The sequence below is a fragment of the Calothrix sp. NIES-3974 genome, assembly GCF_002368395.1.
Lineage (GTDB): Bacteria > Cyanobacteriota > Cyanobacteriia > Cyanobacteriales > Nostocaceae > NIES-3974.
Map to the genome: position 1 here is coordinate 3,164,603 of NZ_AP018254.1, position 16,149 is coordinate 3,180,751.

Annotated in this window: 11 protein-coding genes; 4 read left to right on the forward strand and 7 right to left on the reverse strand. The window is 44.2% G+C overall.

From position 1 onward, the window contains the following. Positions 1-67 precede the first annotated feature (67 nt). Positions 68-1,231: a peptidoglycan-binding domain-containing protein gene (locus CDC37_RS12710; protein ID WP_096622310.1), complete on the reverse strand. Its 1,164-nt coding sequence runs from the start codon at positions 1,229-1,231 to the stop codon at positions 68-70. Positions 1,232-1,252: 21 nt separating this feature from the next. Next, on the reverse strand, positions 1,253-5,083 hold the full coding sequence (gene cobN, locus CDC37_RS12715) for a cobaltochelatase subunit CobN (RefSeq protein WP_096622311.1): 3,831 nt from the start codon (positions 5,081-5,083) through the stop codon (positions 1,253-1,255). A gap of 222 nt (positions 5,084-5,305) precedes the next feature. Here cobN and CDC37_RS12720 point away from each other — a divergent pair, with 222 nt between their 5' ends. Further along, positions 5,306-7,249 (forward strand): GAF domain-containing sensor histidine kinase, encoded by a 1,944-nt coding sequence (locus tag CDC37_RS12720; protein WP_096622313.1) that lies wholly within the window; start codon positions 5,306-5,308, stop codon positions 7,247-7,249. A 98-nt stretch (positions 7,250-7,347) separates the two neighbouring features. Here the strand turns inward: CDC37_RS12720 and CDC37_RS12725 are convergent, their stop codons facing one another. The 4 genes from CDC37_RS12725 to petN form a co-directional block, all read right to left on the reverse strand. After that, positions 7,348-7,968, reverse strand: coding sequence for a DUF1877 family protein (locus CDC37_RS12725; protein WP_096622314.1), 621 nt, complete (start codon positions 7,966-7,968; stop codon positions 7,348-7,350). Positions 7,969-7,996: 28 nt separating this feature from the next. Further along, positions 7,997-8,782 carry a pantothenate kinase gene (locus CDC37_RS12730; protein WP_172892779.1) on the reverse strand — a complete coding sequence of 262 codons (786 nt, stop codon included), beginning with the start codon at positions 8,780-8,782 and terminating at the stop codon, positions 7,997-7,999. A gap of 329 nt (positions 8,783-9,111) precedes the next feature. Continuing rightward, positions 9,112-9,276: a hypothetical protein gene (locus CDC37_RS24725; RefSeq protein ID WP_096622316.1), complete on the reverse strand. Its 165-nt coding sequence runs from the start codon at positions 9,274-9,276 to the stop codon at positions 9,112-9,114. 9 nt (positions 9,277-9,285) lie between these two features. After that, a complete protein-coding gene (gene petN / locus CDC37_RS12740; RefSeq protein ID WP_096622317.1) occupies positions 9,286-9,372 on the reverse strand; it encodes a cytochrome b6-f complex subunit PetN in 87 nt (28 codons plus the stop codon). 85 nt (positions 9,373-9,457) lie between these two features. On the opposite strand from petN, the gene CDC37_RS12745 reads away from it, so the two are divergent. From CDC37_RS12745 to CDC37_RS12755, 3 genes are all read left to right on the forward strand, one after another. Further along, the gene (locus CDC37_RS12745) at positions 9,458-9,991 is read left to right on the forward strand and encodes a hypothetical protein (RefSeq protein WP_096622318.1); all 534 of its coding nucleotides are present in this window, start codon (positions 9,458-9,460) and stop codon (positions 9,989-9,991) included. 127 nt (positions 9,992-10,118) lie between these two features. Further along, complete coding sequence (locus tag CDC37_RS12750; RefSeq protein ID WP_096622320.1) at positions 10,119-11,444, forward strand: TIGR03279 family radical SAM protein; 1,326 nt, start codon at positions 10,119-10,121, stop codon at positions 11,442-11,444. 572 nt (positions 11,445-12,016) lie between these two features. Then, positions 12,017-14,752, forward strand: coding sequence for a glycoside hydrolase family 10 protein (locus tag CDC37_RS12755; protein WP_096622321.1), 2,736 nt, complete (start codon positions 12,017-12,019; stop codon positions 14,750-14,752). A 50-nt stretch (positions 14,753-14,802) separates the two neighbouring features. On the opposite strand, the gene CDC37_RS12760 is transcribed toward CDC37_RS12755, so the two are convergent. Then, a complete protein-coding gene (locus CDC37_RS12760; RefSeq protein ID WP_096622322.1) occupies positions 14,803-15,642 on the reverse strand; it encodes an FAD-binding domain-containing protein in 840 nt (279 codons plus the stop codon). Between the last annotated feature and the right edge of the window lie 507 nt (positions 15,643-16,149).

The following is a 16,149-nucleotide window of genomic DNA, read 5'->3' on the forward strand; positions in this document are numbered from 1 at the left end:
CATGGATTATGGTTATTTATTACCAACTTACTCGTCTCCTCCGTCCTCTTCTCCTTGAGCCTATTGTTTAGAAATTTCCAGTCCGGACATCACTGAGGCTAATTCCGTAAAATTCCTGAGCTTGGCGAATGGCTTTGCGGGTATCGTCATTCATCACTCCATTCAGGGAACCTTTATAGAATCCCCGTTCCCGTAAACGGCGTTGAATTTCCAAAACACTAAATTCCCCTTGTTTGGGAGCATCACTATTGACAAGGTTGTATAACTTAGCACGGGTGGTAGGGCCAGCAATACCTGTTGATGCGAGGTAATTAGCAGATTGGAAACGACGAACCGCATCGGCTGTGTAGGGACCGAAGTGTCCATTGGGTTTACCTTGCAGGTATCCAGCTTCAATTAATTGGGCTTGTAATACCCTGACGGCTTCACCGCGATCGCCTAATTGCAATACATCACGGTTGCGGGTGCGAGGTGGGGGAGTTTCCTGGGGTCCACCGACTCCTACAGGTGGTAAGACTCTCTGGGTCATTGGACCGACAATACCATCTGGTTGAAGGTTATAGGCTTTTTGGAAGTTTTTCACAGCTTCTTCGGTGATCGGGCCAAAAATACCCGTAGAATTACCGTAGTAAAATCCCGCAACTCGTAACCGTTCCTGTAATACTCTGACGGCTTCCCCCTCATCTCCCCGACGCAGGAATCCGTAGTTATTGGTGGCGGGTCTAGAGGCTGTTGTTGTGGTGGGTTGGCGGTTAGCTGCGGGGGTAGCTGTGGGTTGTTTGGCGGGTGGTTTCACCGTTGTGGTGGGGACAACCACGTTTTTACGGTTCTGTGTGGAGGCTTTAGGTGCGCGCCAATTATTGAGTTTTTCGAGGGTAGTATTTCCGGCAATGCCGTTTTGTTCTAATCCCGCAGCTTGCTGGAATTTACGGACGGCAGCTTCGGTGCGGCTATCGTATACTTGGGTAACGGGTGCTTGATAGAAACCAGCATTACGCAATTGTTCCTGAAGACGACGTACAGATGGGCCGCGATCGCCTTTTTCCAGGGCTAGGGCGCTACCGTAGCTGGTCATAATCGCTAAAACCAAGGCTAGGGGCAATAGGTGTTGCCAGGCTCTACTGGAGAGCTTGTGTAAATCGAGGCTGAAATCCGGGTTCAAGAGGAGCGAATCATCGAAGTTGGGGTCTTGTGAGTCGCAAGCAAAGTGTGAATATGCGAAGTTTTCCATAGGGCTGTTCCTAAATTGTTCCTACACCACTTGTTTGTTTTCAATGGAGGCTTCGGCTTGATGAACTAAATTGCGTAACTTATCGATGGTTTGTATACTTACATCCTGCCATAAATTGCGTTGATATGCTTCAAGTAATCTCTCAGCAATATCACGGAGTGCCCAGGGGTTTTTTTGTTGAATAAACTCGCATACAGACGGGTCAAATAGGTATGCTTGGGCAACTCCTGTATACATATGGTCTTCTACGCATTGGGCAGTTGCATCGTAGGCGAATAAATAGTCTACCGTAGCAGTGAGTTCAAATGCACCTTTATATCCATGTCGCATCACACCAGCAATCCATTTGGGGTTAACGACACGGGAACGGTAAACTCTGGCAATTTCTGCCCTGAGATGGCGTATTCTGGGGTTGAACGGTTGGGAATTATCACCAAAATAAACCGTGGGATTTTCCCCTTTGAGCGATCGCACGGCTGCGGTTAAGCCTCCTTGAAATTGATAGTAATCATCCGAGTCCAGTAGATCATGTTCCCGATTATCTTGATTTTGCAGGACAATCTGCATTTGCGATAACCTGGTCTTCAGTAGGGACGGTGCATAGAGGGGTTCCCCATGAGATCCATAGGCATAGGCACTGCCATTAATATAGGCGCGGGCCAAATCTGCGTCATCCTCCCAAGCCTGAGCTTCAATTAATCCTTGCAAACCAGACCCATAAGCACCCGGCTTAGAACCAAAAATGCGAGATTGCGATCGCGTTCTCGCTTGACTTGGGCTTAATCCCTGCTGAATTTCGGCTTGCATATCAATCTTCACATTTGCCGCTAGAGGATTTTCCTCTTCCGATTCTTCTAATTCCGCTACAGCTGCTACAGCTTGGGCAAATAAATCAATCAAATTTCCAAAAGCATCACGGAAAAAACCCGAAATCCGTAACGTCACATCTACACGGGGACGACCTAACACCGAAATCGGCAAAATTTCCAAATCCACAACCCGTCGTGCTACCCCATCCCAAACAGGACGTACCCCTAACAAAGCCAGGGCTTGGGCTATATCATCGCCCCCTGTCCGCATGGTAGCGGTTCCCCACAGGGAAATCCCCAGTGTTTTTGGATATTCCCCATATTCCTGAGTATAGCACTCAATTAAAGTCTCGGCTGCTTTTCTACCCACATCCCAAGCCGATTCCGTCGGCAGAGAGCGGGTATCTACAGAGTAAAAATTATTGCCTGTAGGTAGGACTTCCGGTCTACCTCGCGTCGGCGCACCGGAAGCTCCACTAGGAACATAACCACCATCAAGTCCGTGGAGCAAATTGGTAATTTCCCGGTCTGTTTGGGTTAAAGCCGGAATGAGTTTGGTTTCGATCCATTCCCGGGAGGAGCGGAGGTAGGAATGACCCGACGGGGGGGTCGGAGGGCTATCCACCATATCCTGTCTCCTTGCCAAACATTCTCCCACCAGTTCACAAGCATATTCCTCTAAAACTGCGACTGCATCACCAACTAAGCGACAGGGTTGGGTGGATTTAGTGGCGAGAATTTGGATTTGGGTGGGGGTGAGGGGGGTAGCAAAGTTGTCACTGAGGGGGTCTAAATCAAGTTGCCAAGATTGGGAAATGGCGCGGGTTAAGCCGATTTGATAGGGGTTGGGATGGCGGGCGATCGCAATGATTAAATCCCGTAGTTGTTCTTGGCTAGGACATTTACCTAGGATGTGTAATCCATCACGTATTTGAGCTTCTTTGAGGTCGCAGAGGTAAGCATCAATTTGGTTGATGGGTAATTCCTGGTCTGGGTTGTTGGGAATGGGTTTTAAGTTGAGGTCGAGATGGAGGTTTTCTTGATTGATTAATTCCCGTAACCGCTCGATAATTAGGGGTAAACGTTTGGGGTCAAGGGTGGTCGCTTCGTAATATTCGTCAATCAGGTTTTCGATATCGTGGAGGTTACCGTATAATTCCCCACGGGTGAGGGGTGGGGTGAGATGGTCAATAATTACGGCTTGGGAACGACGCTTGGCTTGGGAACCTTCCCCAGGGTCGTTAACGATGAAGGGGTATAAAAGGGGTAATGCTCCCAGGGCAATTTCGGGATAGCATTGCTGGGACAGGGCAATACTTTTACCCGGTAGCCATTCTAGGTTGCCATGTTTGCCAATCTGCACCACTGCATCCGCTCCGAAAAATTCCCGTATCCAGTAATAAAAGGCTAGATAACTGTGATTTGGCACCAAGTCTGGGTCATGGAAGTTTAAGCTGGGATCAAGGTCGTATCCCCGTGGTGGTTGGATACCAATAAAAATATTTCCCAGTTGGATACCTGATATAGGTATGACGGAAGGTTCGGTGTCTGGTGTTCCCCACCGTTGATTAATGGCGGTTTGAATGGATGTGGGAAGAGAGTGGAAAAATGTTAAGTAATCCTGACGTGAAAGGGATTGAAGGATGGGACGCAACTCTTGACTTTCTGGGTCATTGGTAATTGTTGATGTTAGCAGGGTGATTAATTCATCACCATTACTGGGGATATCATCCAGACTGTAACCTGCTTTTTGCAAAGCTTGAAGGATTTCCACGCAACTTTGGGGAGTATCTAAACCAACTCCATTGGCAATCCGACCATCTCGACTGGGATAATTGGCTAAAATGAAAGCGAGGCGGCGTTTTTGTGGGGGTTTTTGTTGCAGTTTTACCCAATTGGCAGCTAATTGAGCCACAAAATCAATCCGGTCGGGGATGGGTTCGTAGACGACCACATCGGTTTCCAGGTCAGGATGATGGGTTTGTAGGGCTTTGAAGGAGATAGCACGGGTAATGATTCTGCCATCGACTTCTGGTAATGCGACATTCATGGCCATATCGCGGGGTGTGAGTCCCTGATTACTAAGTTCCCAGGTTTCGCGGAAAGCTCCACTGAGGATAACTTGAAATACGGGAACATCAAGTTGTCGCCATAAATCCAGTTGGGGACTGTCACTATCAATACGGGCCAGGGAAAAACTGGTAGTATTGAGGATAATATTAGGGCGATTTTTTCCTTCCTCTGCCAATATCCGCAGTAAGTCCGCTTGGACATCCGGTTCCCGCAAGGAGGAGATAAACACAGGTATAGGGATTAAATTATGATGAATTAATGCCCCACATAAGGCATCAATCGCCTGGGTATTTCCCGCTAGGTAATGGGCACGGTAGAAAAGAATAGCAGCTTTTTGGGGCGGATAGGAACAAGGGCTGAAATCAATATTCTCCTGTATTCTGTCTCCTGTATTCTGTCTCCTGTCCCTTTCCCAATTATTCCACAAATACAGACCAACACGGGGAACAATTTGGGGTGGGGGAGGTTGGTAGGAAGTATGGAAACAGGTATCGGTGATAAACTTCAACCCATTAACAAAATTCTCGATGCCACCTTCGTTAAAATAACGCCAGATTTGCTGCACAGTTTTTGGGGGTAAATTGGAGAGAGAAATTAAATCAAAATCCAGTGCGTCGTCACCTGGCATTACAATTAAAGTTGTATGATGATTGGCAACTATTTCCTGAACTACTTCAATTCCGTAGGGCCAATAGGAACGCCCACCAATCAGGCGTAAAATGATCACTCTAGCATGTGTTAACACTGCTTCGGCATAATTATCAATACTTATTTGCTGTTGTAATTGCAAAATGTTGGCAACCCGCAGAGCCGGAAAGGTTTTTGGTAATCTGGAAATTGCTGCCGCTAGGGTCTGAATATCCGTATCGGCTGCCGTTAGTAACACAATCGGTGCGGTGGTTTGTTCGATGAAGCTAATACTTGCAAATTGTGAATTTAATCCTACCGATGTGGTACTTGTTCTATGCATGATTATATATGACTGATAGTTTCAAAGGTGGTAGATTCAAGATTGTCGCCAGATAGAAATCCATCAATACGTAGGGGCTAGTCTGCGACAATACTAATCAAGGAAACATCCGGGTGACTGAGGATTAAATCCCATCGTCAACTGTTTCTCCAGAAGTATCTTCAAGTTTTGATGCTATTTATTACACCCCCACTCTAATCAACTAATTCCTAATTTCTGAACATGACTAGTTCCCCTGATGTGAGCTTTTCTAGAACCCTACCAAACTGTCTTTATCAACAGCTTGGTAAATTGCTACAACAGATGGCTCAAACAAGGGACAATCCACCAATGGTGCTAACGGATGCGTTGACTGTGCGGATTCCCCATCTGAGTTGGCCACAGATGAAGTTTTTGGTGGTGTTGAGTGATGGGTTTAATGCCATGTTGCAAGCCAAACCAAGTCAACTTACATTGTCATCGAATCTCCAATCTATTCACGAACAAAAATTCCAGCTTACTGAATCGACATTGCTGGATGTGGAATTGACTTTTGACCACCAAGCGATCGCTACATTTGTGTCTTGTCTAGTCAACCTCTTTCCTCCACATCTCCAAACTTACCAAAAATTACAACCCTACTGTCAAGATTTATCTCCAAATGATATTACTCTCCAACAAAAGTTTACACTGCTTTTATTGGATTTTTCTCTCACTTTGCCAGCTTGGCAAGTTCAACAGCCAGGTAACTTTCAGTCGGAATCAGAACCAACCATAGCTCACAATAATTCCGCATGTCTTCATGTGGAAACTGCATTACAAAAGCAAATCGCCCAGGAAAAGTTATTAAATCAGGTGAACACCCAAATCCGTAAAAGCTTGGACTTACCTGTAATTATGCAAACGGCAGTAGCACGGGTAAGGGAGTTTCTCGAACTAGACCGAATTGTTGTTTATAAATTTGAATATCCTAACAGTAGCAATCATTCCCCGGTGGTCAATGGCAATTATCACGGGGGGAATGGATGTATCGTCTATGAAGTACGCTCCTCCACAGATATCACCTCCGTACTCAATTACAGCGAGGAAACCTGTTTTACACCCACTAACGAGTGTTGGCTCAAATATCAAAAGGGTTTTACCCTAGCCGTAGAAGATGTAGAACAAACCTACCCCCTGGAAAGTTGTCTACTAGAATTTATGCGGACTTGTCAAGTTCGAGCCAAGTTTGTAGCCCCCATTGTATTTGAAAATAGATTATGGGGATTATTAATTGCCCATCAATGCACTCAAACCCGCAGATGGCAAGAAAATGAAACCAATTTACTCACCTCCATTGCCGAACAATTAGCGATCGCTATCCATCAAGCCGAACTCATGCGATCGCTTACCCAAGAAAAGTTATTACTAGAACAACGGGTAGTCGAACGTACCAGCGAACTCCACGATGCCCTGGTGGCAGCAGAAGCCGCAGGGAGAGTACGGAATGAGTTTCTCGCCACCATTAGCCATGAATTGTTGACTCCGTTAACCTACGTAATTGGCATGTCTTCAACTTTGCTGAGATGGTCCTTTGGAGAATTAAGTCAACGACAGCGAGATTATTTACAAACAATCCACGATAGCGGTGAACATTTACTGGGAATGATTAACGATATTTTGGATTTATCCCAAATTGAAGCTGGAAAAACCGTCCTCAAAGTGACTAATTTTTCCCTAAGTCAGATAGCTCAAGCAAGTATCAAGTCAATAGAAGCAAAAGCTGTAAATCAACAAATAAACCTGAAGCTCGACCTCAAAACCAATCAACACCAAGACGATTTTACCGCCGACCCCCACCGGATTCAACAAATCATCGGTAATCTTCTCAGTAATGCAGTTAAATTTACACCAGCAGGTGGAAACGTGATTTTGCGGGTTTGGGTAGAAGAAAACACAGCTATTTTCCAGGTTGAAGATACGGGTATCGGTATCCCAGAAAACCAATTACCGCGATTATTTGAAAAATTCCATCAATTGGACACTCCCTACCGTCGTCGTTATGAAGGTACGGGTTTAGGTTTAGCCTTAACCAAACAATTGGTGGAACTACATCGGGGACGAATCGAGGTCGAATCAACGGAAGGTATCGGTTCCATTTTTACTGTCTGGATTCCGATGCAAAGAATAACAGAAGCGATTCGTTAATGACTCACAGGGATTGTAGTGTTAAAAATCCGTCGTAGCGAGCTACGACCCAGGAGTACTCACGTTAATCCAAAATCGAAAATCCAAAATCCAAAATCCTATAACCAACTATCCCAGCGCAGAATCGCATTACCATCCTCAGCAGCTTCCTCGTAGTAATCAACCAGTTCTAAAAATAAAGCTTGAAAATCCTGCATATCTTCCCCTTCTATCTGGGTGTACCAATCATAAACCAAACTATTTTCCAGGGGAGGAGGGAGTTGGTTCCAACGCTGATAAAAATCCTCTTCACTAATTTTGGTTAACCCTTGGGCTAATTCGACAACAATTTCTGCATTAAAATATTGACAATCAGTCAGTAATCCTTCATCAATTAATATGCCACCGGATAAAGCATTTACAAGTAATAAATGACTGTCATTAGTATGTTGAACTAAGTACTGTAGACGCATAAATTTATCGCTATCTCCAGTCAGATACCAATGGAGTAAATACCAGATATTACCAAGTTCAAAGTAACCAGATTCTCCAGCAGCAAGGATTGAGGGGATATCTTCTTTTACTTGAGCAATTACATCTGGTGTCAAATAAAATTCTAAAGTTCGCCAATGGTTGGGGTCAGAAATATCCTCAGCCACGGGTAGGATGGTTTTGAGTACGGGATATTCTTGGATTTTTTGTAATACTGATGGTGGCATTTGATATAAACTCATTTCCATACACTACACTCCAATGGGGATTGTGTTGCTACTCTAGACCGTGGCTGACTTGGCAAATTCCTTGTAAAACTAAATTTTTTTCTATTAATATTTGCTCAGAGATTTGGGGATATATAGTTTGCAGATAATTAGATAAAATCATTGTATCTCCCCCTGTAATCACAATTTTCCCATCAGGAAAAGATTGCCGCCAATTTTCGATAAAATCCTTGATGCCAGCCAATAAAGTATAAATTATACCGCTTTGAATGGCATCATTTGTATTCATTGCCCAGCGAGATTGTAATTGACTGGAGAGGTCGATGTGCGGAAGTTGTCCAGTCTGATTTCCTAACATTGTTAACTGTAAACCCACACCGGGTAAAATTGCTCCACCGACGAAATTTTGTTCTGCATCGACAGCGCTAAAGGTTAATGCGGTACCTGCGTCGATAACCAAGACAGGGGAACCAAAGGATTTAGTTGCAGCAAATAGGGCTAAAGCTCGATCTATTCCCAAACTAGGATACATGTTGGCTATGGGGATATCTGCTAGGGAAATCATCCGTAGGTGGGGATAATTTAGCCAGAGTTGTGTTTGTTTAGGAACAACCGAAGCCAAAAACAGGGGGACAGGAAGGGAGGAGGTAGGGAAAGAGGGAGGATTGAGGATGGTCAGGAAATGGTTGAGGGTGGGTTGGTGAATGAGTTGCTGGATTTGGGGAGTTGATAGATATGGACTGGAGCAAGAATGTATAAGTTGGGTATGTTGACATAATCCCCAATGGTAGCGGGAATTGCCAATCATTAAGGCAATGTAAATTGCTGATGGCATTAGCTCTCAAAAGCGAATTTTATAGGACTTACTCCGCATTTCTCACAAAACCCTAAAACTCAAAGGGAGTAGTCAGTAGTCAGTAGAAGGAAAATCAATCCGTTACTCAAGGCTGATTACTTACTTGTGAGAAATCCAGGTGACGCACTTATTACCATAAAACAAGACCTTGAGATTGCTTGCTGATATCGTAATGACGTAACTACGTAGTGATTGCGTAAGTCCTGTTTCAATTAAAATACGCAGTACATGGGGTACTGCGCATATTCGAGTTAGTCGATAGGACAAGCAAAGGGGGATGGAAGCGGATTACACTCTATGAAGAAAAATTATTTGCGCTTTGGTGTTGTCCTGAGTCGGAGATTACGCTTTTCCTCTTCCAGAAGACGGCGATCGCGCCAACCAGAAAGCGTCAGATAACCGATACTCAAGGTAGTGACCACCAATAGCACCAATGCCAATAAGGCCAAATAATTCAGGAAAGTATTTTCCACAAGCCACCTTTAGAGTCCGTTTCGTCCCCAAACAACCATTGCAATCGACCATGTGAAGACGACTAACAGCGAAACCCAACCTAATGTCAAGACCATAACGAATTTTGTAAATGTATTTGCAAATCTACTTCATTTTTTATCATACTTTGTATGGTGATTTGATGAGGGGTGTTTTTTGGTCATGGGCAAAACAATTGATCGTCTGTTGAAGCCAGATTTGGTGCGGGAACGTCTGGAATCCCTCAAAGCTGGTGTGTTTGCGGCCATAGCTGTGGTTTGCACCCATTGGCTAATTTCCCTCCTGATGTGGGGATTTTCCTCCCTTGGGTATAATTTAGAGCTAGGAAATTCGGGTTTTCTAACCAGATTTCAGGTGATAAATACTTTACTTGGCAGCACTTTCGCCCTATTTTCTGGCTTTTTATTCGGTGTCACCTATCGATATATAGTACGGGAAGATACCAATTTCCATTTAGAAACAGGTGCGATCGCAGCTTTTGCGTTGGTGCGAGGAATGGCACAATTAGAGGTAGTTAGTCAAAATTGGCTAAGTGATAACCAGCAGTCCACCTTACTTTCGTCACTTTGGTTCGAGAAGGTCAATCTGTCAATAATTTTCCTCATTTTTGGCGAAAGTTTTCTCTGGTTCGCTGCTGCAAGGTTAATCCTCGATTGGGCAATGAAGCAAGGGTGGTTAAAACGATTTTCCCAGTAGAGACGACCCGACCACCAATGGAGACGACCCGACCACCAATGGAGACGACCCGACCACCAATGGAGACGACCCGACGGGTCGTCTCTACATACAATCGTTACCTTTAAATTCCCTATCCTCTCATCCGATGGCGACTATTCAACCTGCACGTATTACTAAAGTTCTACCTGACTCAATTGCTGCTGAAGTTGGCTTTGAGGTCGGTGACGCAATCGTCAGTATAAATGGCGTTCAACCACGGGATTTGATTGATTATCGGTTTTTATGTGCTGATGAATATTTAGAATTGGAAGTTTTAGATGCATCAGGTCAAACCCATCATGTCGAATTGGAAAAGGACTATGATGAGGATTTAGGTTTAGAATTTGCTAGCGCCCTATTTGATAGTTTAATTCAATGCAATAATCGCTGTCCTTTTTGTTTTATTGACCAGCAACCACCAGGAAAAAGAGAAAGTTTATATTACAAAGATGACGATTATCGCCTTAGTTTTCTCTACGGTTCCTACCTGACTTTAACTAATTTACCAGAACGGGAATGGCAACGCATCGAACAAATGCGTCTATCCCCCCTCTACGTGTCGGTTCACGCGACAGAACCCGATGTCCGTATCCGTCTCCTCAAAAACCCCCGTGCAGGCAAAATTCTCGAACAAATCGCCTGGTTTCAAGCCCGTCGCTTACAAATTCATGCCCAGGTGGTATTATGTCCTGGTATAAATGATGGCAAACATTTGGAACAAACTATCCGTGATTTAGCGTCTTTCCAAGAAAACGATGTGCCCGCTGTCACATCGGTTGCCGTGGTTCCCGTTGGTTTAACCAGATTTCGCCCTCCGGAGGATGAACTGGTTCCCGTCACCCCTTCCAAAGCAAAGGAGGTGATTAGCCAAGTGCGGTCACTCCAGCAAGAGTTTCGCCAAAAATACGGAACAACCTTTGTTTGGTTAGCTGATGAATGGTTCTTAATTGCTCAAGAGGATTTACCTGATGAGTCGGAGTATGAAGACTATCCCCAAATTGATAATGGGGTTGGTTCGATTCAACTATTTATCAAGCAGTTTATGGCAATTTCAGCGCAAATTTTGCCCACAAAGTTGACCAAACAGAAACGTTTAACTTGGGTGGTGGGAAATGCGGTTGAACATGCATTTCAACCATTATTAACTAGACTGAATCAAGTGGAAGGCTTACAGGTGCAAATGCAAGCTTTAAACAGCGATTATTGGGGACAAAGTATTAGTGTGACTGGGCTGTTAACGGGGCATGATTTATTATTGAAATTAAGAAATTGTGATTTAGGGGAGGGAATTTTATTGCCAAGCGTAATGCTGAAACATGGTGAATCAGTCTTTTTAGATGATGTAAGTGTTGAGGAAGTTTCCCAAAAATTAAATGTTCCCATTTATCCAGTTGCTGGAGTAGAGGAATTAATTCGTCAATGTATTAGTTAAGGGAGTAGGGAATAGGGAGTGGAAAATAGTAGTTTATGGTCTATAAACCCAGAAATTATACCAATTGAAAAAAGGATACGAAAGATGGATTTTGTGCTTGTAGAGACGTAATACATTACGTCTCTATATATATTACGTCCCTATGTTGAACCATTTTTGAATCTGCATTACACCAATTTTCTAGAATTAAGCAGCAGACTGAATTGAAAAATCATTGCGATGCTATATCTATTCTTTTGAAATGACGTAGACACCTAATAGCAAGACAAAAGGCTATGAAAAATTAGTATTACGAATTACGAATTAGTATAAATATTCAAATGGGATTTCCATAGTATTTTATGTTTGCGTATCATTTTTATGATTCACTAATTTTGTAGTTACATTTGTGTCATTAAAGCCATGAATTTGTTATCTTAAGTTAGGTCATAAGTTGGGTTTTTGTAAATTAATATTTGTATTCCAACAATCTTGACAAAAGCTTGATTGATTGGATGGCTGTCGCATAGGCTTTCATTATTATTTATTACTTTATATTCAGAAATTGTAATCAATTACAGAAGGAGTGACGAGTGAAGTTTCCGCCGCAGTATTTCCGCAAAAAAACCCTTTTATGCCTATTACTAGAAATTCCCCTATTATTTACCCATTTTTGTAATACACCTGTTCGAGCGAATCAACGCGATCGCCAAACTAGTCAAATCAGTGTAGTCTACAGTGCAGAGAATGCCAATCAGTGGGGGGAAATCAGTAAACGCTTACAGGCGGCGGGATTGAGCTATTGTATTGTACCCCTGCATCGTGTCCAAACCTCTAGCGATTGGGGAGAAAGACGGGTATTACTGATGCCAAACGTAGAAAATATTACCCCTATGCAAGCGATCGCTCTCGAAGAATGGATGAGTCGGGGAGGTCGATTAATCGCCACAGGTCCAGTGGGGGTGTCATCTTCTCCAGGGGTGCGGCAATTGTTACGTAATTTACTCGGTGGTTACTGGGGTTTTAGTTTGAATGATGCCCAAAGTTTACAACCCAGTAAAATCAAAAACATGGATTGGAATCTCCAATCCGGTTTATCGGGTCAAGTTCGGGGTGGGGTTGTAGTTCCCGATTCCCTCAATGCTCAAACTGCTGCGGTGTGGAGTACTAACAATAATTCTGCAGCTGTGATTGCTACTGAACGAACAACTTTGCTCGGTTGGCGTTTTGGTGGAGATACGGTTGCCAATCCCCAAATCGATCAAAATTGGTTGCGTGTTTCCGTGGAACGTCACATGAGATTACCGAGTAATGTGGCCACCAATATTGAGGGGGGAGACAAAAACTGTATTACCAATGTTGCCTCAATACCCAATCCCAGTCAACCCAGAACTTCACCGAATCCAGTCACAACTAACCCCCCACCAGTCTCCAATGTTGGCTCAACAACCAATCCCAATCAACCCAGAACTTCGCCAACCACCCAAGGAACAGCACCCCGAATCCGTCCCAATGAAGCCATCGACCAACTAGAACAATCGGTACGTTGGAACATTGATCCCAATTCTAACGCTCCCATTAACGCCAATGAAGCCCGCGCTCTCCAGGAAGAACTGAATAACCTCATTGGACGGGTGGAAAGCGCCAACCTGGCATCATTGGTAAGAAACAATACAAATACTTCTTCCCCATCCGCTAGTGCGGTGATTGCCTTGGCCAATACTAAAGGAATTATAAACGGCACAGAGCATACCCTCGCATCTGCTCGACAAACAGCCCAACAAATCCCCGAATTAATTCGTCAGCGACAATACGCAAGGGCTAGGCAAGCGTGGCTACAAGCCCGTACCAGCCTATGGCAACAGTTTCCCCTTACCAGTCCCCTAGCTCCAGCAGAAACCCGTGCCGTTTGGCTGGATCGGGGTACAATTGTTCGTGCCGGGAGTGAGGCCGGATTGGCGCAAATTTTTGACCGTTTTGCCCAAACAGGAATTAATACCGTCTTTTTTGAAACCCTGAATGCGAGTTATCCCATCTATCCCAGCCTTGTTGCTCCCCAACAAAATCCCCTGACAAAGGGTTGGGACCCCCTCGCGAGTGCGGTGAAATTAGCGAAACAACGGAATATGGAGCTACATGCTTGGGTGTGGGTGTTTGCGGCTGGCAATGTGCAACACAATCCGTTAGTTGGCATGAGTAGTGATTATCCCGGACCCGTATTAGCGGCAAACCCTGATTGGGCTGGATTTGACCACCGTGGACAAACCATACCCCAAGGACAAGGTAAACCCTTTTTTGACCCAGCCAATCCCCAGGTGCGGGATTATTTGTTGCGGTTATACACGGAAATCGTCACCAAGTATGATGTGGATGGGTTACAACTCGATTACATCCGCTATCCCTTCCAAGACCCCAATGCCGGACGTAGCTATGGATATGGTAAAGCAGCGCGGGAAATTTTTCAGCAACGTTATGGAGTTGATCCAATCACAATTAATCCCCAGCAAGCAGATTTATGGCGAAAATGGACAGACTTTCGCACCCAACAGGTTGACAGTTTTGTGGCAATGGTCTCCAGGCAACTCAAACGGCAACGCCCCCGTTTAAAATTATCAGTGGCGGTATTCCCCTTACCTCGCAACGAACGCATTCAGAAAATCCAACAAAACTGGGAATATTGGGCACAACGGGGAGACGTGGATTTAATTGTACCCATGACCTATGCCACGGAAACCTATAAGTTTGAACGATTAGCCCAACCTTGGGTAGCATCAATTCGCTTTGAGCAATTGGGTTCAGCCCTACTTTTACCAGGAATTCGCCTACTTAATTTGCCCAAGTTGGGGACATTCGACCAGTTGCAAGCAATTCGCGATTTTCCCGTAGCTGGGTATGCCCTGTTTGCCGCCGAAAACCTCAACCCGGATATCCAAACTATGCTCAAGAATACCCAAGTGGGTAATTCCCGCAGTAATACATCAATTATCCCCCACCGCCAACCCTTCCTGGCAGCCGCCCAGAGGTATCAAGCTTTACACGGCGAATGGAAACTTGCCCAAAGTAATAATCAGCTGCGTTTACCAGCGACAGTTAGGGAGAGTTTTAATCAACAAGCCCAATTAGTTGAACAGGCACTTAATCAACTTCAAGATAAACCCAAATCCAGTCAAATTAGTGCAGCCCGTGCTAGTATTAGGAGATTTCGAGCCAATTATCAAAACTGGATGCGATCGCATTTTCAAACCAATCCCTATCAAGTCCGTCTCTGGGAAAATCGCTTGATTACGGTGGAAAAGTTGCTACGCTACGGTGAACGAGTTTCTCGGTAATAGGCGATTTGGGATTTTGGTTTGTGAAATATTTGCTGTGTCAGCGACTATTACTTCCGACGTTTACCTTTTTGCCAACTTTGACTATTATCTTGTTTCTGAAATTCCCCCTTGGGAAATAACTTGATTGTTAATTCCTCATAACTACCTTCAAAATCGCATTGACCTAATAATGGACATCCCTGACAGTAAAGACCCTCTGTGTAGCGTTGTAAATTTTCACGGTTGAAAAAATAGGGTTTGTGACTAAAGGTGCTGGCGACCCATTGCCATGATAAATTATTGCTGGCTGGGTCTCCATCTAATAAATGCTCTAAAAACCATCTCGCTCCCGCTTGCCAAGCCACTCTCCGCCAGTGAACTATATAGGCGGCTAGCCACATGCGTATATGGTTATGCAAGTATCCTGTTGTATATAACTCTTGGCGAAATGCGTCGATACAGACTAAACCCGTTGTCCCGTTGCGAATATCATCTGGTAATTCTGGGGCATATTCACTGCTGGCAAAACCCGTTTTATAATCTTCTTGGTTTTCCCAAATTTTATCCGCCAATTTAAAATATAAACGTTGCCAATAATCTCGCCACCCCAATTCATTGATCAACTTCATCGCCTCGTCATCATGGTTGACGCGTTCGAGGACAAAATCCCGCACTTCTCGTAAGCTTAACACCCCATGACGCAAATAGGGGGATAGCCGTGTCACCGCACCGTTAAGGAAATTGCGGGTTTTGGCATATTTTACCGGATCGACCTTTTGCAAACGTTGTCGAGCAATTTTATAACCACCATGAATGGGACTCACATGGTCATCATTCCTAACCGCATCGGGGAATTGTTCCCGCAGGTAGTCAATTAATTCCTCGCGGTTTTGAAAATCACGGCGCATATTTTTAGACTTAGACATAATTTTTGTGATTAATCCTAGCTTGAAAGTGAGTTGGGAGTGGGGAGTGGGAAAAAACCACTTTCATCTCCAAAAGAAGCTGCGCTATGGGAATCTACGGTTCTGATGTCAGCATTACATGGCGACTTAGTACCATTTCACTAAAATTTTGATACATTTAATCCCCCTGCATCCCCGTCAGGTATCAACACCAAAATAAAACGGTGTTAGAGAATATTTGGAAAGTGTCAATAAATACTTTATTCACCACTTCTTGGAAACAGGAAATAAGCTCAAACAATATATTTGTCCTTATCTACTGACTTGAAAGTGAGTCGGGAGTGGGAAAAATCAACTTTTATAGGTTCTGATGTCAGCATTACATGACGGCTACTCCCAATTCCCTATTCCCCACTCCCAAAAAACGAGCTGGTTAAGTATTAAAAGCAACTTTTCACATAACCTCTAAGTACAGCATTTCGTAAATCCGTGACGAAATAAATGACCTAA